This window comes from Enterobacter sp. FB (genome assembly GCF_000805795.1).
GTDB classification, from domain to species: domain Bacteria; phylum Pseudomonadota; class Gammaproteobacteria; order Enterobacterales; family Enterobacteriaceae; genus Enterobacter; species Enterobacter roggenkampii.
In genome coordinates, this window is sequence record NZ_JSZC01000013.1 from 478,097 (window position 1) to 494,017 (window position 15,921).

16 protein-coding genes and 5 tRNA genes are annotated in these 15,921 nt (G+C 55.8%); 12 read left to right on the forward strand and 9 right to left on the reverse strand.

Annotated features, from left to right (window positions below; genetic code table 11):
• Nucleotides 1-9: 9 nt before the first annotated feature.
• The 8 genes from cpoB to pnuC all read left to right on the forward strand — a co-directional run bounded on the left by cpoB (nucleotide 10) and on the right by pnuC (nucleotide 3,425).
• A complete protein-coding gene (gene cpoB, locus PI91_RS09120; protein ID WP_021241013.1) occupies nucleotides 10-807 on the forward strand; it encodes a cell division protein CpoB in 798 nt (265 codons plus the stop codon).
• Between the two features lie 161 nt (nucleotides 808-968).
• Nucleotides 969-1,044: transfer RNA gene (locus PI91_RS09125), tRNA-Lys, on the forward strand.
• A gap of 27 nt (nucleotides 1,045-1,071) precedes the next feature.
• Nucleotides 1,072-1,147 (forward strand) — tRNA-Val (locus tag PI91_RS09130).
• Between the two features lie 3 nt (nucleotides 1,148-1,150).
• Nucleotides 1,151-1,226 (forward strand) — tRNA-Lys (locus PI91_RS09135).
• Nucleotides 1,227-1,272: 46 nt separating this feature from the next.
• Nucleotides 1,273-1,348: transfer RNA gene (locus PI91_RS09140), tRNA-Lys, on the forward strand.
• Nucleotides 1,349-1,372: 24 nt separating this feature from the next.
• Nucleotides 1,373-1,448 (forward strand) — tRNA-Lys (locus tag PI91_RS09145).
• A 191-nt stretch (nucleotides 1,449-1,639) separates the two neighbouring features.
• Nucleotides 1,640-2,683 (forward strand): quinolinate synthase NadA, encoded by a 1,044-nt coding sequence (gene nadA / locus PI91_RS09150; RefSeq protein WP_039265980.1) that lies wholly within the window; start codon nucleotides 1,640-1,642, stop codon nucleotides 2,681-2,683.
• A 22-nt stretch (nucleotides 2,684-2,705) separates the two neighbouring features.
• The gene (gene pnuC, locus PI91_RS09155) at nucleotides 2,706-3,425 is read left to right on the forward strand and encodes a nicotinamide riboside transporter PnuC (RefSeq protein ID WP_039265982.1); all 720 of its coding nucleotides are present in this window, start codon (nucleotides 2,706-2,708) and stop codon (nucleotides 3,423-3,425) included.
• On the opposite strand, the gene zitB is transcribed toward pnuC, so the two are convergent.
• Both zitB and PI91_RS09165 read right to left on the reverse strand, forming a co-directional pair.
• Nucleotides 3,422-4,354 (reverse strand): CDF family zinc transporter ZitB, encoded by a 933-nt coding sequence (gene zitB / locus PI91_RS09160; protein ID WP_008501107.1) that lies wholly within the window; start codon nucleotides 4,352-4,354, stop codon nucleotides 3,422-3,424. The two genes, pnuC and zitB, sit on opposite strands and share 4 nt — an antisense overlap.
• Before the next feature lie 106 nt (nucleotides 4,355-4,460).
• Nucleotides 4,461-4,838, reverse strand: coding sequence for a YbgS-like family protein (locus PI91_RS09165; RefSeq protein WP_008501109.1), 378 nt, complete (start codon nucleotides 4,836-4,838; stop codon nucleotides 4,461-4,463).
• Nucleotides 4,839-5,142: 304 nt separating this feature from the next.
• On the opposite strand from PI91_RS09165, the gene aroG reads away from it, so the two are divergent.
• Nucleotides 5,143-6,195, forward strand: coding sequence for a 3-deoxy-7-phosphoheptulonate synthase AroG (gene aroG / locus PI91_RS09170; RefSeq protein WP_008501110.1), 1,053 nt, complete (start codon nucleotides 5,143-5,145; stop codon nucleotides 6,193-6,195).
• A 61-nt stretch (nucleotides 6,196-6,256) separates the two neighbouring features.
• Here aroG and gpmA read toward each other — a convergent pair whose 3' ends face one another.
• From gpmA to modE, 7 genes are all read right to left on the reverse strand, one after another.
• The gene (gene gpmA / locus PI91_RS09175; RefSeq protein ID WP_008501111.1) at nucleotides 6,257-7,009 is read right to left on the reverse strand and encodes a 2,3-diphosphoglycerate-dependent phosphoglycerate mutase; all 753 of its coding nucleotides are present in this window, start codon (nucleotides 7,007-7,009) and stop codon (nucleotides 6,257-6,259) included.
• A gap of 206 nt (nucleotides 7,010-7,215) precedes the next feature.
• On the reverse strand, nucleotides 7,216-8,256 hold the full coding sequence (gene galM / locus PI91_RS09180; RefSeq protein WP_039265984.1) for a galactose-1-epimerase: 1,041 nt from the start codon (nucleotides 8,254-8,256) through the stop codon (nucleotides 7,216-7,218).
• The gene (gene galK / locus PI91_RS09185) at nucleotides 8,250-9,398 is read right to left on the reverse strand and encodes a galactokinase (RefSeq protein ID WP_008501113.1); all 1,149 of its coding nucleotides are present in this window, start codon (nucleotides 9,396-9,398) and stop codon (nucleotides 8,250-8,252) included. The genes galM and galK overlap by 7 nt, the downstream gene beginning before the upstream one ends.
• A 3-nt stretch (nucleotides 9,399-9,401) precedes the next feature.
• A complete protein-coding gene (galT, locus tag PI91_RS09190) occupies nucleotides 9,402-10,448 on the reverse strand; it encodes a galactose-1-phosphate uridylyltransferase (protein ID WP_039265985.1) in 1,047 nt (348 codons plus the stop codon).
• A 9-nt stretch (nucleotides 10,449-10,457) separates the two neighbouring features.
• Nucleotides 10,458-11,474, reverse strand: coding sequence for a UDP-glucose 4-epimerase GalE (gene galE / locus PI91_RS09195; RefSeq protein ID WP_008501115.1), 1,017 nt, complete (start codon nucleotides 11,472-11,474; stop codon nucleotides 10,458-10,460).
• A gap of 201 nt (nucleotides 11,475-11,675) precedes the next feature.
• Nucleotides 11,676-13,148, reverse strand: coding sequence for a molybdate ABC transporter ATP-binding protein ModF (gene modF, locus PI91_RS09200; protein ID WP_039265988.1), 1,473 nt, complete (start codon nucleotides 13,146-13,148; stop codon nucleotides 11,676-11,678).
• Nucleotides 13,149-13,215: 67 nt separating this feature from the next.
• On the reverse strand, nucleotides 13,216-14,004 hold the full coding sequence (gene modE, locus PI91_RS09205; RefSeq protein ID WP_039265989.1) for a molybdenum-dependent transcriptional regulator: 789 nt from the start codon (nucleotides 14,002-14,004) through the stop codon (nucleotides 13,216-13,218).
• Between the two features lie 127 nt (nucleotides 14,005-14,131).
• Here modE and PI91_RS09210 point away from each other — a divergent pair, with 127 nt between their 5' ends.
• From PI91_RS09210 to modB, 3 genes are all read left to right on the forward strand, one after another.
• On the forward strand, nucleotides 14,132-14,281 hold the full coding sequence (locus tag PI91_RS09210) for an AcrZ family multidrug efflux pump-associated protein (RefSeq protein WP_008501118.1): 150 nt from the start codon (nucleotides 14,132-14,134) through the stop codon (nucleotides 14,279-14,281).
• A gap of 177 nt (nucleotides 14,282-14,458) precedes the next feature.
• Nucleotides 14,459-15,232, forward strand: coding sequence for a molybdate ABC transporter substrate-binding protein (gene modA, locus PI91_RS09215; protein WP_023292996.1), 774 nt, complete (start codon nucleotides 14,459-14,461; stop codon nucleotides 15,230-15,232).
• On the forward strand, nucleotides 15,232-15,921 hold the full coding sequence (gene modB / locus PI91_RS09220; RefSeq protein ID WP_032663931.1) for a molybdate ABC transporter permease subunit: 690 nt from the start codon (nucleotides 15,232-15,234) through the stop codon (nucleotides 15,919-15,921). The genes modA and modB overlap by 1 nt, the downstream gene beginning before the upstream one ends.

The window sequence follows — 15,921 nt, forward strand, 5'->3', positions numbered from 1 at the left end:
GAGAATTGCATGAGCAGTAACTTCAGACATCATCTGTTGAGTCTGTCGTTACTGGTTGGAATAGCGGCCCCCTGGGCCGCTTTTGCTCAGGCACCAATCAGTAGTGTCGGCTCAGGCTCGGTAGAAGACCGGGTCACTCAACTCGAGCGTATTTCTAACGCTCACAGCCAGCTTTTAACCCAACTCCAGCAACAACTTTCCGATAACCAGAATGATATTGACTCTCTCCGCGGTCAGATTCAGGAAAGCCAGTATCAGCTTAATCAGGTTGTGGAACGTCAGAAGCAAATCTTGTTGCAGATAGATAGCCTGAGCAGCGGTGGTGGTGCAGCAGCGCAACCAGCCGCAGGCGATCAGAGCGGTGCGGCGACGTCTACGCCAGCGCCATCTGCTGATACGTCTGCCTCAACAGGCGCGCCTGTACAGAGCGGTGACGCGAATACGGATTACAATGCGGCCATTGCCCTGGTGCAGGATCAATCTCGTCAGGATGACGCGATTGCTGCGTTTCAGAGCTTTGTTAAGAAATACCCTGATTCCACTTATCAGCCAAATGCCAATTACTGGCTCGGTCAGTTGAATTACAACAAGGGTAAAAAGGACGATGCGGCGTTTTATTTTGCCTCAGTGGTGAAAAATTACCCAAAATCGCCGAAAGCGCCAGATGCGATGTATAAGGTTGGCGTGATCATGCAGGACAAAGGCGACACGGCGAAAGCCAAAGCGGTTTATCAGCAGGTGGTCGCAAAATTCCCGGGTACCGAAGGTGCTAAGCAGGCGCAAAAACGTCTGAATTCGATGGGATGATTATCGCATGACCAGAAATCGCGTTATTTCTGGTCGTGCAGCATGATTACTAAGCAGTTAAGTGATCTTCATCGAAATTTTTGTTGCGCAGAATTCTTAAATCAGTAATATATGCCGCCGTTGCCACGGGATATCAAACAACGTGAAAGCAGCATAAAAGTGGGTCGTTAGCTCAGTTGGTAGAGCAGTTGACTTTTAATCAATTGGTCGCAGGTTCGAATCCTGCACGACCCACCACTTAACGCAGTTCCGGCAGTACAGAGTGGGTGATTAGCTCAGTTGGTAGAGCATCTCCTTTACACGGAGGGGGTCGGCGGTTCGAGCCCGTCATCACCCACCACTCGGGTCGTTAGCTCAGTTGGTAGAGCAGTTGACTTTTAATCAATTGGTCGCAGGTTCGAATCCTGCACGACCCACCACTTTAAAGTGGTACCGAGTAAAAATCTTCGAAGTCAGCACCCGAATGGGTCGTTAGCTCAGTTGGTAGAGCAGTTGACTTTTAATCAATTGGTCGCAGGTTCGAATCCTGCACGACCCACCACTTCGAAGAAAAAAATCCCGCAAGGGGTTGTTAGCTCAGTTGGTAGAGCAGTTGACTTTTAATCAATTGGTCGCAGGTTCGAATCCTGCACGACCCACCAGTGTAGAAAGGCGCCCTAAAGGCGCCTTTTTGCTATCTGCGGTACAACAAATGCTCCGCCCATCTATTCCCGGTGACTTTTCACGCCAGATTCGCTATCTTGTTTAGTATACAAAACACAATTGCCACGCGTTTTGCTATGTCAGGCAAATGAAAGGCAATATTGTTAAGCCCGTAAAACGAGAAGCCATAATGAGTGTGATGTTTGATCCTGAAGCCGCAATCTATCCGTTTCCGCCTAAGCCTGTCCCGCTGAGCCAGGACGAAAAGCAGTTCTACCGCGAGAAGATTATACGTCTTCTTAAAGAGCGCGACGCGGTGATGGTGGCCCATTACTACACTGACCCGGAAATTCAGCAGCTGGCGGAAGAGACCGGGGGCTGCATTTCTGACTCACTGGAGATGGCGCGCTTCGGTGCACGGCATCCCGCTTCCACGCTGCTGGTTGCCGGCGTGCGTTTTATGGGCGAAACGGCAAAGATCCTGAGCCCGGAAAAAACCATTCTGATGCCCACGCTTAACGCGGAGTGTTCCCTGGATCTTGGCTGTCCGATTGACGAATTCACGGCCTTCTGTGATGCCCACCCTGACCGGACCGTGGTGGTTTACGCGAACACCTCGGCAGCAGTGAAAGCGCGGGCAGACTGGGTGGTCACGTCAAGCATCGCCGTTGAGCTGATTGAACATCTGGATAGTCTGGGGGAGAAAATTATCTGGGCGCCTGATCGCCATCTCGGCAATTATGTTCAGAAGCAGACGGGGGCTGACGTACTCTGCTGGCAGGGCGCCTGTATCGTTCATGACGAGTTCAAGACGCAGGCGCTGGCGCGCATGAAGGCGCTTTATCCTGACGCCGCCATTCTTGTGCACCCTGAATCTCCGCAGTCGATTGTCGGCATGGCGGATGCGGTGGGTTCAACCAGCCAGCTTATTAACGCGGCCAGAACGTTGCCTCACAAGCAGCTTATCGTGGCGACCGATCGCGGTATCTTCTACAAGATGCAGCAGGCCGTGCCGGAGAAAGAGCTTCTCGAAGCGCCTACCGCAGGCGAGGGGGCAACGTGCCGCAGCTGTGCGCATTGCCCGTGGATGGCGATGAACGGCCTGAAAGCGATTGCCGAAGGGTTAGAAACCGGTGGTGCGGCGCATGAAATCCACGTGGATGCTGGCCTGCGTGAAGGCGCGTTAATTCCGCTTAACCGCATGCTGGATTTTGCGGCTACACTACGTACTTAATTCACTACGCCCCGGGGAAAAGATGGATTTTTTTAGCACACAGAACATTCTGGTTCATATACCGATTGGTGCAGGTGGCTATGACCTGTCATGGATTGAGGCCGTTGGTACGCTGGCGGGATTATTGTGTATCTGGCTGGCAAGCCTTGAGAAGATCAGCAATTATGCGTTCGGGCTGATTAACGTCACGCTGTTTGCGATTATCTTCTTCCAGATCCAGCTGTACGCCAGCCTGCTTTTGCAGCTGTTCTTCTTTGCCGCCAATATTTACGGCTGGTATGCCTGGACGCGTCAGAACAGCCAGCAGGAGGCCGAACTGCAGATTCGCTGGCTGCCCCTGCCGAAAGCCATCGCCTGGTTTGTTGCCTGCGTGGTGGCCATTGGCTTAATGACCGTCTTCATCAATCCGGTGTTTGCGTTCCTGACCCGCATTGCCGTTTCGGTCATGTCCGGCATCGGCCTGAACGTGACGATGCCAGAACTCCAGCCGGATGCTTTCCCGTTCTGGGATTCCTGCATGATGGTGCTGTCGATTGCGGCGATGATTCTGATGACCCGTAAATACGTTGAGAACTGGCTGCTGTGGGTCATCATCAACGTTATCAGCGTGGCGATCTTCGCCCTGCAGGGCGTCTATGCCATGTCGCTGGAATATCTGTTGCTGACCTTCATCGCGCTGAACGGTAGCCGGATGTGGATTAACAGCGCGCGTGAGCGAGGCTCTCGCGCGCTTTCCAGCTAGTGGTCATGATGATGTGAATGACCGGACTGCGCCTCGTTAAGGTGGCAGTCCGGTCCGCTACAGGGCTGATACTCCATCTGAACGGTGGCATGGCTAATGTCGTAGTGATGTTCCAGGAAGTGCTGGATGCGATCGAGCAGCGCATCGTGGTCGTGAGGCGGGATCACCTGGACATGGAGCGTCATGACCGGTTTCTCCCCCACCAGCCAGACGTGCACGTGGTGGACATTGCGGACTTCCGGAACAGTACGGCGCAGGTTGCGCTTCAGCTCGTCGATGTCCATGGATGCCGGAGCCCCTTCAAGCAGTTCATTCACGCTCTCCTTCAGCAGCCGCCAGGCGCTGCGCAAGACCAGACACGACACCAGCACGGACAAAATCGGATCGACAGGCGTCCAGCCGGTATAGAGGATCACCAGCGCGGCGACAATCGCCCCGACTGAACCGAGCAAATCCCCCAGCACATGCAGAGCCGCCGCGCGCACGTTGAGGTTCTTTTCCTCGCTGCCGCGGTGCAAAATCCAGAAGGCCAGGATATTCGCCACCAGCCCTGCCACGGCAATCACCATCATTGTCGCCCCGGCAATCGGCTGAGGATGTCTGAACCGCTGAATGGCCTCCCAGACGATAAGAATGGTAATGACCACCAGGGCAATCGCGTTAACAAAGGCGGCAAGGGTCGTCAGCCTCAGCCAGCCGAAGGTATGGCGTGTATTGGGGGGACGACGGGCAAACTGTACGGCCAGAAGGGCGAAAAGTAGCGCCGCTGCATCGGTAAGCATATGCCCGGCGTCAGCCAGTAGCGCCAGAGAGCCGGAGACCAGACCGCCGATGACCTCAATAATCATGAAGGTTGCGGTGACGCCGAAGGCCAGCAGCAATCGTTTAGCGTTGTCGTCGCCGGCGGCGTGGGAATGTGTGTGTGCCATGTTATCTTTCCTGATTCGTTATCGTTTTTAGTGTAGCGTTTTTAATAGGTTACTCAAAAAGAAAGGAGAGCCTTAGCTCTCCTTTTATCATTAATTTCACAGCCGGTTACTGAGTCGTACCATCTGTTTTGGTATTGGCATCATCCCCCACTTTGTCATTCGGGTCGGGACATTTGCCATCTTTACACATGGAGTTCTTATGAACTTCATCTTTGCTCATGCTGTCATGATTCATGGTGCCGGAGTCGGTACCGTTGGGGTGCAGCATGGTGCCGCCGGTGTTGGTGTTTCCATTATTGATCTGACTATTATCGACATTGTTCGGGGCGACGTTCTGTTTGGCATCAGGGGCGACCTGGCCTGCTGACGCAGCCGCGTTTGCATCACCGTTACCCGATGAGCCCGTTTCGGCCGCAAGAACGCTACCGCTGGCCAGGGTGAGGGTGGCGGTCAGGAAGAGGGTTGCCAGTTTTGTCATTTTCATCATGGTGCTCCTGTTCTTGTCGTTACGCTGGATAACATTTTCCAACAGTGCATCTTTTTCAGAGGCGAAAGATTCCGCCATACGGACTTACGTCAGTCGGGAATCGCGTTTAAGCGTGTAAAAATGGTTGTTACAGTTAAAAAGCTTAGGTTAGATCTCGTTTTTCGCTATTTTGTGGCGATTTTTAGGCGAATTCCAGGAATTATCTGCGTGAAGTGTAAAACCGTGTTTACACTTCCTGAGCGACAAGATAGATTGAAAGGATTGCTTTCATTACTAAAGATATGGCAGAGCTGGAACGAAGATGAATTATCAGAATGACGATTTACGTATTAAAGAGATCAATGAGTTATTACCTCCTGTAGCACTCCTTGAGAAATTCCCCGCCACTGAAAATGCCGCAAACACGGTTTCTCATGCTCGTAAAGCGATCCATAAGATCCTGAAAGGTAATGACGATCGTCTTCTGGTGGTGATTGGCCCATGCTCTATCCACGATCCTGCTGCCGCGAAAGAATACGCAGCCCGTCTGCTCACCCTGCGTGAAGAGCTGAAGGATGAGCTGGAAATCGTGATGCGCGTCTATTTTGAAAAACCGCGCACCACCGTTGGCTGGAAAGGGCTGATTAACGATCCGCACATGGATAACAGCTTCCAAATCAACGACGGCCTGCGCATTGCGCGCAAGCTGCTGCTGGAGATTAACGACAGCGGACTGCCTGCGGCCGGTGAGTTCCTGGACATGATTACGCCCCAGTATCTGGCAGACCTGATGAGCTGGGGGGCAATTGGTGCCCGCACTACTGAATCTCAGGTTCACCGCGAGCTGGCGTCCGGTCTCTCTTGTCCGGTGGGCTTCAAAAACGGCACTGACGGCACCATTAAGGTGGCTATCGACGCCATCAACGCAGCGGGCGCACCGCACTGCTTCCTGTCCGTGACCAAATGGGGACACTCCGCCATCGTTAACACCAGCGGTAACGGTGACTGCCATATCATTCTGCGCGGCGGCAAAGAGCCGAACTACAGCGCGAAGCATGTGGCCGAAGTCAAAGTCGGGCTGGAAAAAGCCGGGCTGCCACCGCAGGTGATGATCGATTTCAGCCACGCCAACTCAAGCAAGCAGTTTAAAAAGCAGATGGAAGTGGGCGCAGATGTCTGTCAGCAGATTGCCGGCGGTGAGAAGGCGGTAATTGGGGTGATGATCGAAAGTCATCTGGTTGAAGGTAACCAGAACCTGGAAGGCAGCGAGCCGCTGGTGTACGGCAAGAGCGTGACCGATGCCTGCATCGGCTGGGACGATACCGACGCCATCCTGCGCCAGCTGGCGAATGCGGTGAAAGCGCGTCGCGGTTAATTCTGACGGCTCAAATAAAAAAGCGCGGACGGTTCCGCGCTTTTTTTATGGTCAGCGAAAATTACTTCGCTTTACCCTGGTTCGCAACGGCCGCCGCTTTCGCTGCGATTTCGTCCGCGTTACCCAGGTAGTAGTGTTTGATTGGCTTGAAGTTTTCGTCGAACTCATACACCAGCGGTACGCCAGTTGGGATGTTCAGTTCGAGAATTTCGTCTTCACCCATGTTGTCCAGGTATTTCACCAGCGCACGCAGGGAGTTACCGTGAGCGGCGATAATCACGCGCTCGCCGCTTTTCAGACGTGGCAGAATGGTTTCGTTCCAGTAAGGCACAACGCGGTCGATGGTCAGCGCCAGGCTCTCGGTGGTTGGCAGCTCAGCGTCGGTCAGTTTCGCGTAACGCGGGTCGTGGCCCGGGTAGCGCTCGTCATCTTTGGTCAGCTCTGGTGGGGTGACCGCGAAGCCGCGACGCCACTGTTTAACCTGCTCGTCACCGTATTTCTCAGCGGTTTCCGCTTTGTTCAGGCCCTGCAGCGCACCGTAGTGACGCTCGTTCAGTTTCCAGGATTTCTCAACCGGCAGCCAGGCCTGGTCCAGTTCGTCCAGCACGTTCCACAGGGTATGGATGGCACGTTTCAGCACAGAGGTGTAAGCAAAATCAAAGCTGAAGCCCTCTTCCTTCAGCAGTTTACCTGCTGCTTTTGCTTCGCTTACGCCTTTCTCGGACAGGTCAACGTCGTACCAACCGGTAAAGCGGTTTTCGTTGTTCCACTGGCTTTCGCCGTGACGCACCAGAACCAGCTTAGTAATAGCCATCTCTTACTCCTCAAGCATTTTTAGAATGATAACAATTCTCATTATATTGCCGTGGCCGTGCCAGCAGCAACGCTTAACCCTAACCATAGCGAAAATAGTCTCTGAGTGTAAGATGCTTGTGAATCCAGGGTTATGATTTTGTCTGCGATCGGCGCTATTTTCAGCAAGGCGCACAGAAAAAAGCCCTCCAGAGGGAGGGCTGAATATTAATGTGGAATAAAATGATATTCCGTCACGCTAACGTACTCTTCACCCGGGCGCAGCACGCAGTCCGGCTGCGGCCATTCCGGATGATTCGGGCTGTCCGGCAGGTACTCGCTCTCCAGCGCCAGGCCTTGCCAGTCGCTGTACTCTTCGTGTTCGCGCGCCGTCGTGCCGCCGAGATAGTTACCTGAGTAGAACTGCAGGGCAGGAGCGGTGGTATAAACCGTCATCTGCAGCTTCTCATCGGTGGACCAGACCTGTGCGGCAGGTTGTTTCACATCGCCTTTAGCCTGCAGCAGGAACGCGTGGTCGTAGCCTTTCACCTTGCGCTGGTCGTCATCGCTCAGGAAATCCTGGGCGATGGATTTCGCGCTGCGGAAGTCAAAGCTGGTGCCGCTCACGTCTTTGAGGCCCTGGTACGGAATGCCCATCTCATCAACCGGCAGATACGCATCCGCCAGGATCTGAAGCTTGTGGTTCCGCACGTCGCACTGGTTACCGTCCAGATTAAAGTACGCGTGATTGGTCAGGTTGACCGGACACGGCTTGTCGACCGTCGCACGGTATTCAATGGCGATACGGTTGTCGTCGGTCAATGTAAAGCGCGCGGAGGCGATAAGGTTACCCGGGAAGCCCTGATCGCCGTCCTGCGAATCCAGCGAGAACAGCACTTCGCCGTCGTTTTGACGAACAATCTTCCAGCGGCGTTTATCAAACCCGTCCGGGCCGCCGTGCAGCTGGTTCTCACCCTGGCTTGGCAGCAGGGTGTACTGCACGCCGTCGAGTTCAAAACGGCTCTTCGCGATGCGGTTCGCATAGCGCCCTACGGATGCGCCCAGATAGGCAGACTGATTAACATACTGCTCGGGTGAGGCGCAGCCGAGCAGGGTTTCGCGCACGCTGCCGTCCGGCATCGGTACGCGTGCTGAAAGAAGGGTTGCACCCCAGTCCATTAGCGTAACCACCATCCCCGCGCGATTGCGCAGGGTTAACAGGCGATACGGCAGACCATCCGGTGCGAGGGTAGGTGTTTCGTTTAGCACTGTCCGGCTCCTTGTGATGCTTTGCAAACATAGAAGGTTTCTTTGATACCTGTTTTTGCTTCGTACTGCTTCGCCACGGCGTCCTGTACAGCAGGGACCAAATCCTCAGGCACCAGCGCAACGATGCAGCCGCCAAAACCACCGCCCGTCATGCGCACGCCGCCTTTGTCGCCAATGACCGCTTTGACGATCTCCACCAGGGTGTCGATCTGCGGCACGGTGATTTCAAAATCATCGCGCATGGAGGCGTGAGATTCCGCCATCAGTTCACCCATGCGTTTCAGGTCACCTTTCGCCAGCGCGGACGCGGCTTCAACGGTACGGGCATTTTCCGTCAGCACGTGACGAACGCGTTTGGCGACGATCGGATCCAGCTCGTGCGCCACTTTGTTAAATTCATTGAGCGTGACGTCGCGCAGGGCGGGCTGCTGGAAGAAGCGGGCGCCGGTTTCGCACTGCTCGCGGCGGGTGTTGTACTCGCTGCCCACCAGCGTGCGCTTAAAGTTGCTGTTGACGATCACGACAGCCGCGCCTTTTGGCAGGGGAACGGCTTTGGTGCCCAGCGAGCGGCAGTCGATCAGCAACGCGTGCTCTTTTTTGCCCAGCGCGGAGATCAGCTGGTCCATGATGCCGCAGTTGCAGCCCACGAACTGGTTTTCCGCTTCCTGGCCGTTCAGGGCGATTTGCGCGCCATCCAGCGACAAATGATAGAGCTGCTGGAACACGGTGCCCACGGCGACCTCCAGAGACGCAGAGGAGCTTAAGCCCGCCCCCTGCGGCACGTTGCCGCTGATGACCAAATCGGCGCCGCCGAAGTTTTTATTACGCTTCTGCAGATGCTTCACCACGCCGCGCACGTAGTTAGACCACTGCTGGCTGTCGTGCGTCACAATCGGGGCATCGAGGGAAAACGCGTCCGTTTCATTACCGTAATCCGCCGCAATCACGCGAACCTGGCGATCGTCGCGCTTCGCGCAGCTGATGACCGTCTGGTAATCGATAGCGCACGGCAGCACAAAGCCGTCGTTGTAGTCGGTGTGTTCACCAATCAGGTTGACGCGGCCAGGTGCCTGAATTACGTGGGTGGCAGGGTAGCCAAATTTCTCAGCAAACAGGGATTGTGTTTTATCTTTCAGACTCATCTTTTAGACTCCTGATTCGCGATAGTGGACGTCGCTAACGGCACGCAGACGTTCAGCCGCCTGTTCCGCCGTCAGATCACGCTGGGTTTCTGCCAGCATTTCGTAGCCCACCATAAATTTACGCACCGTCGCAGAGCGCAGCAGCGGCGGATAGAAATGGGCGTGCAGCTGCCAGTGCTGATTCTCTTCCCCGTTAAACGGTGCGCCGTGCCAGCCCATGGAGTACGGGAAGGAGCACTGGAACAGGTTGTCGTAACGGCTGGTCAGCTTTTTCAGCGCCAGGGCAAGGTCGTCGCGCTGCGCGTCGCTGAGTTCGGTGATGCGCTGCACGTGCGCTTTCGGTAGCAGCAGCGTCTCAAACGGCCAGGCGGCCCAGTAAGGCACGACGGCCAGCCAGTGTTCGGTCTCCACCACGGTACGGCTGCCGTCGGCCAGCTCACGCTGCGCGTAATCCACCAGCATCGGCGAGCCGTTTTCCGCGTAATACGCTTTTTGCAGGCGGTCTTCACGCTCGGCTTCGTTAGGCAGGAAGCTGTTCGCCCAGACCTGGCCGTGCGGGTGCGGGTTAGAGCAGCCCATGGCCGCACCTTTATTTTCAAACACCTGCACCCACGGGTAAGTCTGACCCAGCTCGGCGGTTTGCGCCTGCCAGGTGTTGACCACCTCTTTCAGTGCCTCAACGCTCAGCTCCGGCAGCGTTTTGCTGTGATCGGGAGAGAAGCAGATCACGCGGCTGGTACCGCGCGCGCTTTCACAGCGCATCAGCGGATCGTGGCTTTCCGGCGCGTCCGGCGTGTCGGTCATCAGGGCGGCAAAATCGTTGGTAAACACGAAGGTGCCTTTGTAGTCCGGGTTTTTATCCCCGGTGACGCGCGTATTGCCCGGACAGAGGAAGCAGTCCGGGTCGTGCTGCGGCAGGGTCTGTTTTGCAGGCGTCTCCTGCGCCCCCTGCCAGGGGCGCTTGGCGCGATGCGGAGAAACTAAAATCCATTGCCCGCTTAACGGGTTAAAACGACGATGCGGATGATCGACGGGATTAAATTGCGTCATGACGGATCCTTAGTCCGGATAGCCTTGCGGGTGGCGTGACTGCCAGTGCCAGGTATCCTGTGCCATTTCATCAAGCGTGCGCGTGACACGCCAGTTAAGCTCTTTGTCGGCTTTGGTGGCATCGGCCCAGTAAGCAGGCAGATCGCCCTCACGACGCGGTGCGAAGTGGTAGTTCACCGGCTTGCCGCAGGCTTTGCTGAAGGCGTTAACCACGTCCAGCACGCTGCTGCCGACGCCAGCGCCGAGGTTGTAAATATGCACGCCCGGTTTATCCGCCAGCTGCTGCATGGCCGCAACGTGGCCGTCGGCCAGATCCATCACGTGGATATAGTCGCGCACGCCGGTGCCGTCTTCGGTCGGGTAGTCATTGCCAAAAATCGCCAGCGACTCGCGGCGGCCTACGGCCACCTGGGCGATATACGGCATCAGGTTGTTCGGAATGCCCTGCGGATCTTCCCCCATATCGCCAGACGGATGCGCACCGACCGGGTTGAAGTAGCGCAGCAGCGCGATGCTCCACTCCGGCTGGGCTTTTTGCAGATCGGTCAGGATCTGCTCCACCATCAGCTTGCTTTTGCCGTACGGGCTCTGCGGCGTCCCGGTCGGGAAGCTTTCAACGTAAGGGATTTTAGGCTGATCGCCGTAGACGGTGGCGGAAGAGCTAAAGATGAAGTTTTTGACGTTGGCCGCACGCATGGCGGAGATGAGACGCAGGGTGCCGTTGACGTTGTTATCGTAATACTCAAGCGGCTTAGCAACGGATTCACCGACCGCTTTCAGACCCGCGAAGTGGATCACCGCTTCAATGGCGTGGTCGTGAAGGATCTCGGTCATCAGCGCTTCGTTACGGATGTCGCCTTCCACGAACGTCGGGTGTTTACCGCCAAGACGTTCAATCACAGGCAGCACGCTGCGCTTACTGTTGCACAGGTTGTCGAGAATGATGACGTCATGGCCGTTTTGCAGCAGCTGCACGCAGGTATGACTACCGATGTAACCGCTACCACCTGTTACCAGAACTCGCATATTTCGCTCCATTGGGCTTATGGTATGTAATAACCATAGCATAACAGAGACGCGAAAAGTGTGACATGGGATAAAATAGTGGAATCGTTTACACTGTTTTTAAAATCCGATTTTCAGCTACCGTGAGGCATTGTAGATCAACGGGATAGCAATGTATTAGTGCAGGTTATCTGAAAAACGGAGGGCGGTGCCCTCCGGGGATTAATCGATTTTGCTTTGCCGATAGTAATAGTGCTCACCGTCCGGAACAAACTCCAGGCGATGGGTGATGCAGGAGGGGGCATCTTCGGCATGATGTGAAACGAACAGCAGCTGCGTTTCACCTTCGCTAATCAGCACGTCCACAAAGCGGCGGATAAGCTGGCGGTTCAACGGGTCGAGTCCCTGCAGCGGTTCGTCGAGGATCAGCAGCGTAGGGTGTTTCACCAGCGCGCGAACGATCAGCGCCAGACGCTGCTGCCCCCACGAAAGACTATGAAACGGCGCGTCAGCCACCCGGTTGTCCATGCCCAGAATGTCCAGCCACTGCTGGGCCAGCTTGTACTGTTTGTCCGACACCGCCTGATAAATGCCGATGGAGTCAAAATACCCGGAGAGGATCACGTTGCGTACCGTGGTACTGACCCGGTAATACAGATGCAAGCTGCTGCTGACGTAGCCGATATGTTTTTTGATATCCCAGATGGTTTCGCCGCTGCCGCGACGCCGACCGAACAGCGTGAGGTCGTTGCTGTAGCCCTGCGGATGATCGCCGGTGATCAGGCTCAGCAGCGTGGATTTTCCCGCGCCGTTGGGGCCGACAATCTGCCAGTGCTCGCCTGGATTGACCGTCCAGTTGAGGTGATTAAGGATAGCGCGATCGTCATAAGAGACCACCCCATCGCGCAGCACGATGCGCGGCTGGTGGGGATCAAGCGCGTGGCGCGCCGACGGGGCGTCGGGTTCCGGAAGGGTAATACCGTCGAGCTGTTCGCTGTGCGCGAGCTGGGCAATCAGCGCCTGCTTAAGCAGCGCGGTTTTTTCGCCGGTCTCGGTCAGGTTACAGTCGGCCAGGACGCCCGCGTGCTGGATAAATTCCGGAATTTCATCAAAACGGTTAAGTACCAGCACGAGGGTATATCCCTGCTGATTAAGCGACGCCAGCAGAGACGCCAGCTGCGCCCGGGACTGCACGTCAAGACCGTCGAACGGTTCGTCCAGAATAAGCAGTTCAGGTTCGCTCATCAGCGCCTGACAAAGCAGCGTTTTTCGCGTCTCGCCGGTCGAAAGGTATTTAAAGCGCCGGTTCAGCAGAGGGGTGATACCGAACAGTTCTGCCAGGCGCTGGCAGCGGGCGGGATCCTTCACTTCATCCTGAATAATTTCCGCCGTCGTACGGCCGGTATCGTCTTCGCCAGGGCTGAGCAAATCGGTGTTGTTGCGCTGCCACTCGTCGCTGACCAGCTTTTGCAGCTGTTCAAACGACAGGCGCGTCAGGCGCGTAAAGTCGCTCTGGTATTCGCCCTTGAGGAGGTTGAGCTCTCCGGCCAGCGCGCGTGCCAGCGCGGATTTACCGCTGCCGTTTGTGCCGACAAACGCCCAGCTTTCACCCGCGCGTAGCGTCAAATCAGCAATTGTCAGCGTTCGGGTATCGCTAAGACGAAACGTGCCTTGCGAAATATGCAATGATGACATGGTTTATCCCTGTTTTTGCGGCACCAGATATCAGGGATACGCACTGTCGGTACGATTGTCAATGTGCTCAGCACAAAGTGGCGATAATCACCCGGTCCGCGTTGAAATACGCGGTGACGGCAGCACCTTCTTCTACGTTGTCCGACTCGCTGAGCGGTATGGTCGCGCAAAGCGGCTGCCCATCTGCCAGGGTCATCAGCACTTCGCACTGCGTCTGGCCGCGTTCGATATGGCTGATGGTGCCCTGCAGCTGGTTATCTGCTGTCTTTGCCGCGTCGGGATCGCGTGTAATACTGACCCACGGCGCTTTCAGGAGCACCAGCACCTCTTTCCCTTCATCCAGTTCAAGACGTTCCGCGCTTTGCGCCGTTATGGCGGCCTTCAGACGGGTGGTGCCATCGGCAAGCAGGATCTCAATATGCTGCTGTATCTGCACATTGTCGCGCGCCGTCACCGTACCAAACCACTGGTTGCGGGCGCTGGTTTGTAGCGAGAAGCGGGAAATGGCGGCCAGCAGACTGTCCAGCGGAACGTTATCGTCATCGCTTAACACATCGAACGCTTTTTGCTGAATCTGGGCCAGCAGATCGTAAAGCTGAATAAGACGCTGACCATAGCGCGTCACGATTGCACCGCCGCCGCCTTTGCCGCCCGTGGCTCTGTCCACCAGCGGCTGTTCGCTCAGGGTGTTCATGTCGTTGATGGCGTCCCAGGCACTTTTGTAGCTGATGCCCGCGTTTTTCGCCCCCTGGCTAATCGAGCCCGTTTGTTCTATTTGTTTAAGCAGGGCGATACGTCGCGGATCGGCGAAAAGCTTTTGCTGAAGTCGGAGTGTGAGAAGAATTTCGGCCTGCATAACAGTGTCCTGGCAAAAAGGGTATTGTGACCCAAATGGTGCAGGGCGCAAAGGGTACCGCACAAAAGGGGATGTTTTTCTCAGTTGAAAGGGTAGAATAAGCTGTTCACAATATCTGGAGAAAACCATGTTAGAGTTGTTGAAAAGTCTGGTATTCGCCGTGATCATGGTACCAGTAGTGATGGCCATCATCCTCGGTGCCATCTACGGCCTGGGTGAAGTGTTCAACGTCTTTTCGAACATTGGTCACAGAGACCAGGCTAAAAAGCAGCATTGATTCCCTCAAAACGCCCGGCAAGTCCGGGCGTTTTGCTCTCAAGATTTTCCCATTTTCGCCGATACTCTTTAACGCACCACGCCGGTTTACCTCTTCAGCGGTACGATTAAACGCTGGGATCTCCCTGACGTTACCGTTATATTGATATGTATATAACGCTACTCACAGGAGTTAAAAATGGCACGTACCTGGGTACGCCTTTTCGCAGGCGCAACGCTGACGCTTTCACTGACCGGCCACGCGCTGGCGGACGAGGGTAAAATCACGGTCTTTGCGGCGGCCTCATTGACTAACGCGCTGCAGGATATCGCGGCAGCGTATAAAAAAGAGAACAACGTCGAGGTGGTCTCCTCGTTTGCCTCTTCCTCGACGCTCGCGCGCCAGATAGAAGCGGGCGCGCCGGCGGATCTGTTCATCTCGGCTGACCAGAAGTGGATGGATTACGCGGCGGAGAAAAAAGCGATTGATGCGGCAACCCGCGAAACGCTGCTGGGGAATAGCCTGGTTGTCGTGGCGCCAAAAGCCAGCGCCCAGGCTGACTTCACCATCAACAAAGAGACCCACTGGATAAGCCTGCTGAACGGCGGGCGTCTGGCGGTGGGCGATCCGGAGCACGTTCCGGCCGGGATCTACGCCAAAGAAGCGCTGCAAAAATTGGGCGCATGGGAGACATTGTCACCGAAGCTGGCCCCGGCGGAAGATGTCCGCGGCGCGCTGGCGCTGGTGGAACGCAACGAAGCCCCGCTGGGCATTGTGTATGGCTCTGATGCCGTTGCCAGTAAGGGTGTGAAAGTGGTGGCAACGTTCCCGGAAGACTCCCACAAGAAAGTGGAATATCCTGTTGCGATTGTTGATGGACATAAAAATGCGACCGTGACGGCCTTCCGCGATTATCTGAAGGGGCCGGAAGCGTCCGCGATCTTTAAACGTTACGGATTTACGACTCACTGATGATATTGACCGATCCTGAATGGCAGGCTGTTCTGCTGAGCCTTAAAGTCTCTTCCCTGGCGGTTGCGCTGAGTTTGCCCTTTGGGATCTTCTTTGCCTGGCTACTGGTTCGCTGTCGGTTTCCCGGCAAAGCGCTGCTCGACAGCGTGCTTCATCTTCCGCTCGTGTTGCCGCCCGTGGTGGTCGGTTATCTGCTGTTAATTTCCATGGGGCGACGCGGTTTTATTGGCGAAAAACTTTACGACTGGTTTGGGCTGACGTTTGCGTTTAGCTGGCGCGGTGCGGTACTGGCGGCGGCGGTAATGTCATTCCCGCTGATGGTGAGGGCGATCCGCCTCGCGCTGGAAGGCGTGGACATGAAGCTCGAACAGGCGGCCCGTACGCTGGGTGCCGGGCGCTGGCGCGTTTTTTTCACCATCACGCTTCCCCTGACGTTACCCGGCATTATTGTCGGGACGGTACTGGCCTTCGCCCGCTCGCTGGGCGAGTTTGGCGCGACCATCACCTTCGTCTCGAACATCCCCGGCGAGACGCGAACGATTCCGTCGGCCATGTATACCCTGATTCAAACGCCGGGCGGAGAGGCCGCGGCGGCGCGGCTGTGTATCATTTCAATCGTATTAGCCCTGGTATCGCTGCTGGTGTCGGAATGGCTGGCGCGGCTGAGCCGCGAGCGGATGGGGAAATAA

What these genes read in the sequence shown, in the direction of transcription:
- cpoB (WP_021241013.1), top strand. Translation starts at nt 10, where the DNA reads ATGAGCAGTAACTTCAGACATCATCTGTTGAGTCTGTCGTTACTGGTT.
- nadA (WP_039265980.1), top strand. Translation starts at nt 1,640, where the DNA reads ATGAGTGTGATGTTTGATCCTGAAGCCGCAATCTATCCGTTTCCGCCT.
- pnuC (WP_039265982.1), top strand. Translation starts at nt 2,706, where the DNA reads ATGGATTTTTTTAGCACACAGAACATTCTGGTTCATATACCGATTGGT.
- zitB (WP_008501107.1), bottom strand. Translation starts at nt 4,354, where the DNA reads ATGGCACACACACATTCCCACGCCGCCGGCGACGACAACGCTAAACGA.
- PI91_RS09165 (WP_008501109.1), bottom strand. Translation starts at nt 4,838, where the DNA reads ATGAAAATGACAAAACTGGCAACCCTCTTCCTGACCGCCACCCTCACC.
- aroG (WP_008501110.1), top strand. Translation starts at nt 5,143, where the DNA reads ATGAATTATCAGAATGACGATTTACGTATTAAAGAGATCAATGAGTTA.
- gpmA (WP_008501111.1), bottom strand. Translation starts at nt 7,009, where the DNA reads ATGGCTATTACTAAGCTGGTTCTGGTGCGTCACGGCGAAAGCCAGTGG.
- galK (WP_008501113.1), bottom strand. Translation starts at nt 9,398, where the DNA reads ATGAGTCTGAAAGATAAAACACAATCCCTGTTTGCTGAGAAATTTGGC.
- galT (WP_039265985.1), bottom strand. Translation starts at nt 10,448, where the DNA reads ATGACGCAATTTAATCCCGTCGATCATCCGCATCGTCGTTTTAACCCG.
- galE (WP_008501115.1), bottom strand. Translation starts at nt 11,474, where the DNA reads ATGCGAGTTCTGGTAACAGGTGGTAGCGGTTACATCGGTAGTCATACC.
- modF (WP_039265988.1), bottom strand. Translation starts at nt 13,148, where the DNA reads ATGTCATCATTGCATATTTCGCAAGGCACGTTTCGTCTTAGCGATACC.
- modE (WP_039265989.1), bottom strand. Translation starts at nt 14,004, where the DNA reads ATGCAGGCCGAAATTCTTCTCACACTCCGACTTCAGCAAAAGCTTTTC.
- PI91_RS09210 (WP_008501118.1), top strand. Translation starts at nt 14,132, where the DNA reads ATGTTAGAGTTGTTGAAAAGTCTGGTATTCGCCGTGATCATGGTACCA.
- modA (WP_023292996.1), top strand. Translation starts at nt 14,459, where the DNA reads ATGGCACGTACCTGGGTACGCCTTTTCGCAGGCGCAACGCTGACGCTT.
- modB (WP_032663931.1), top strand. Translation starts at nt 15,232, where the DNA reads ATGATATTGACCGATCCTGAATGGCAGGCTGTTCTGCTGAGCCTTAAA.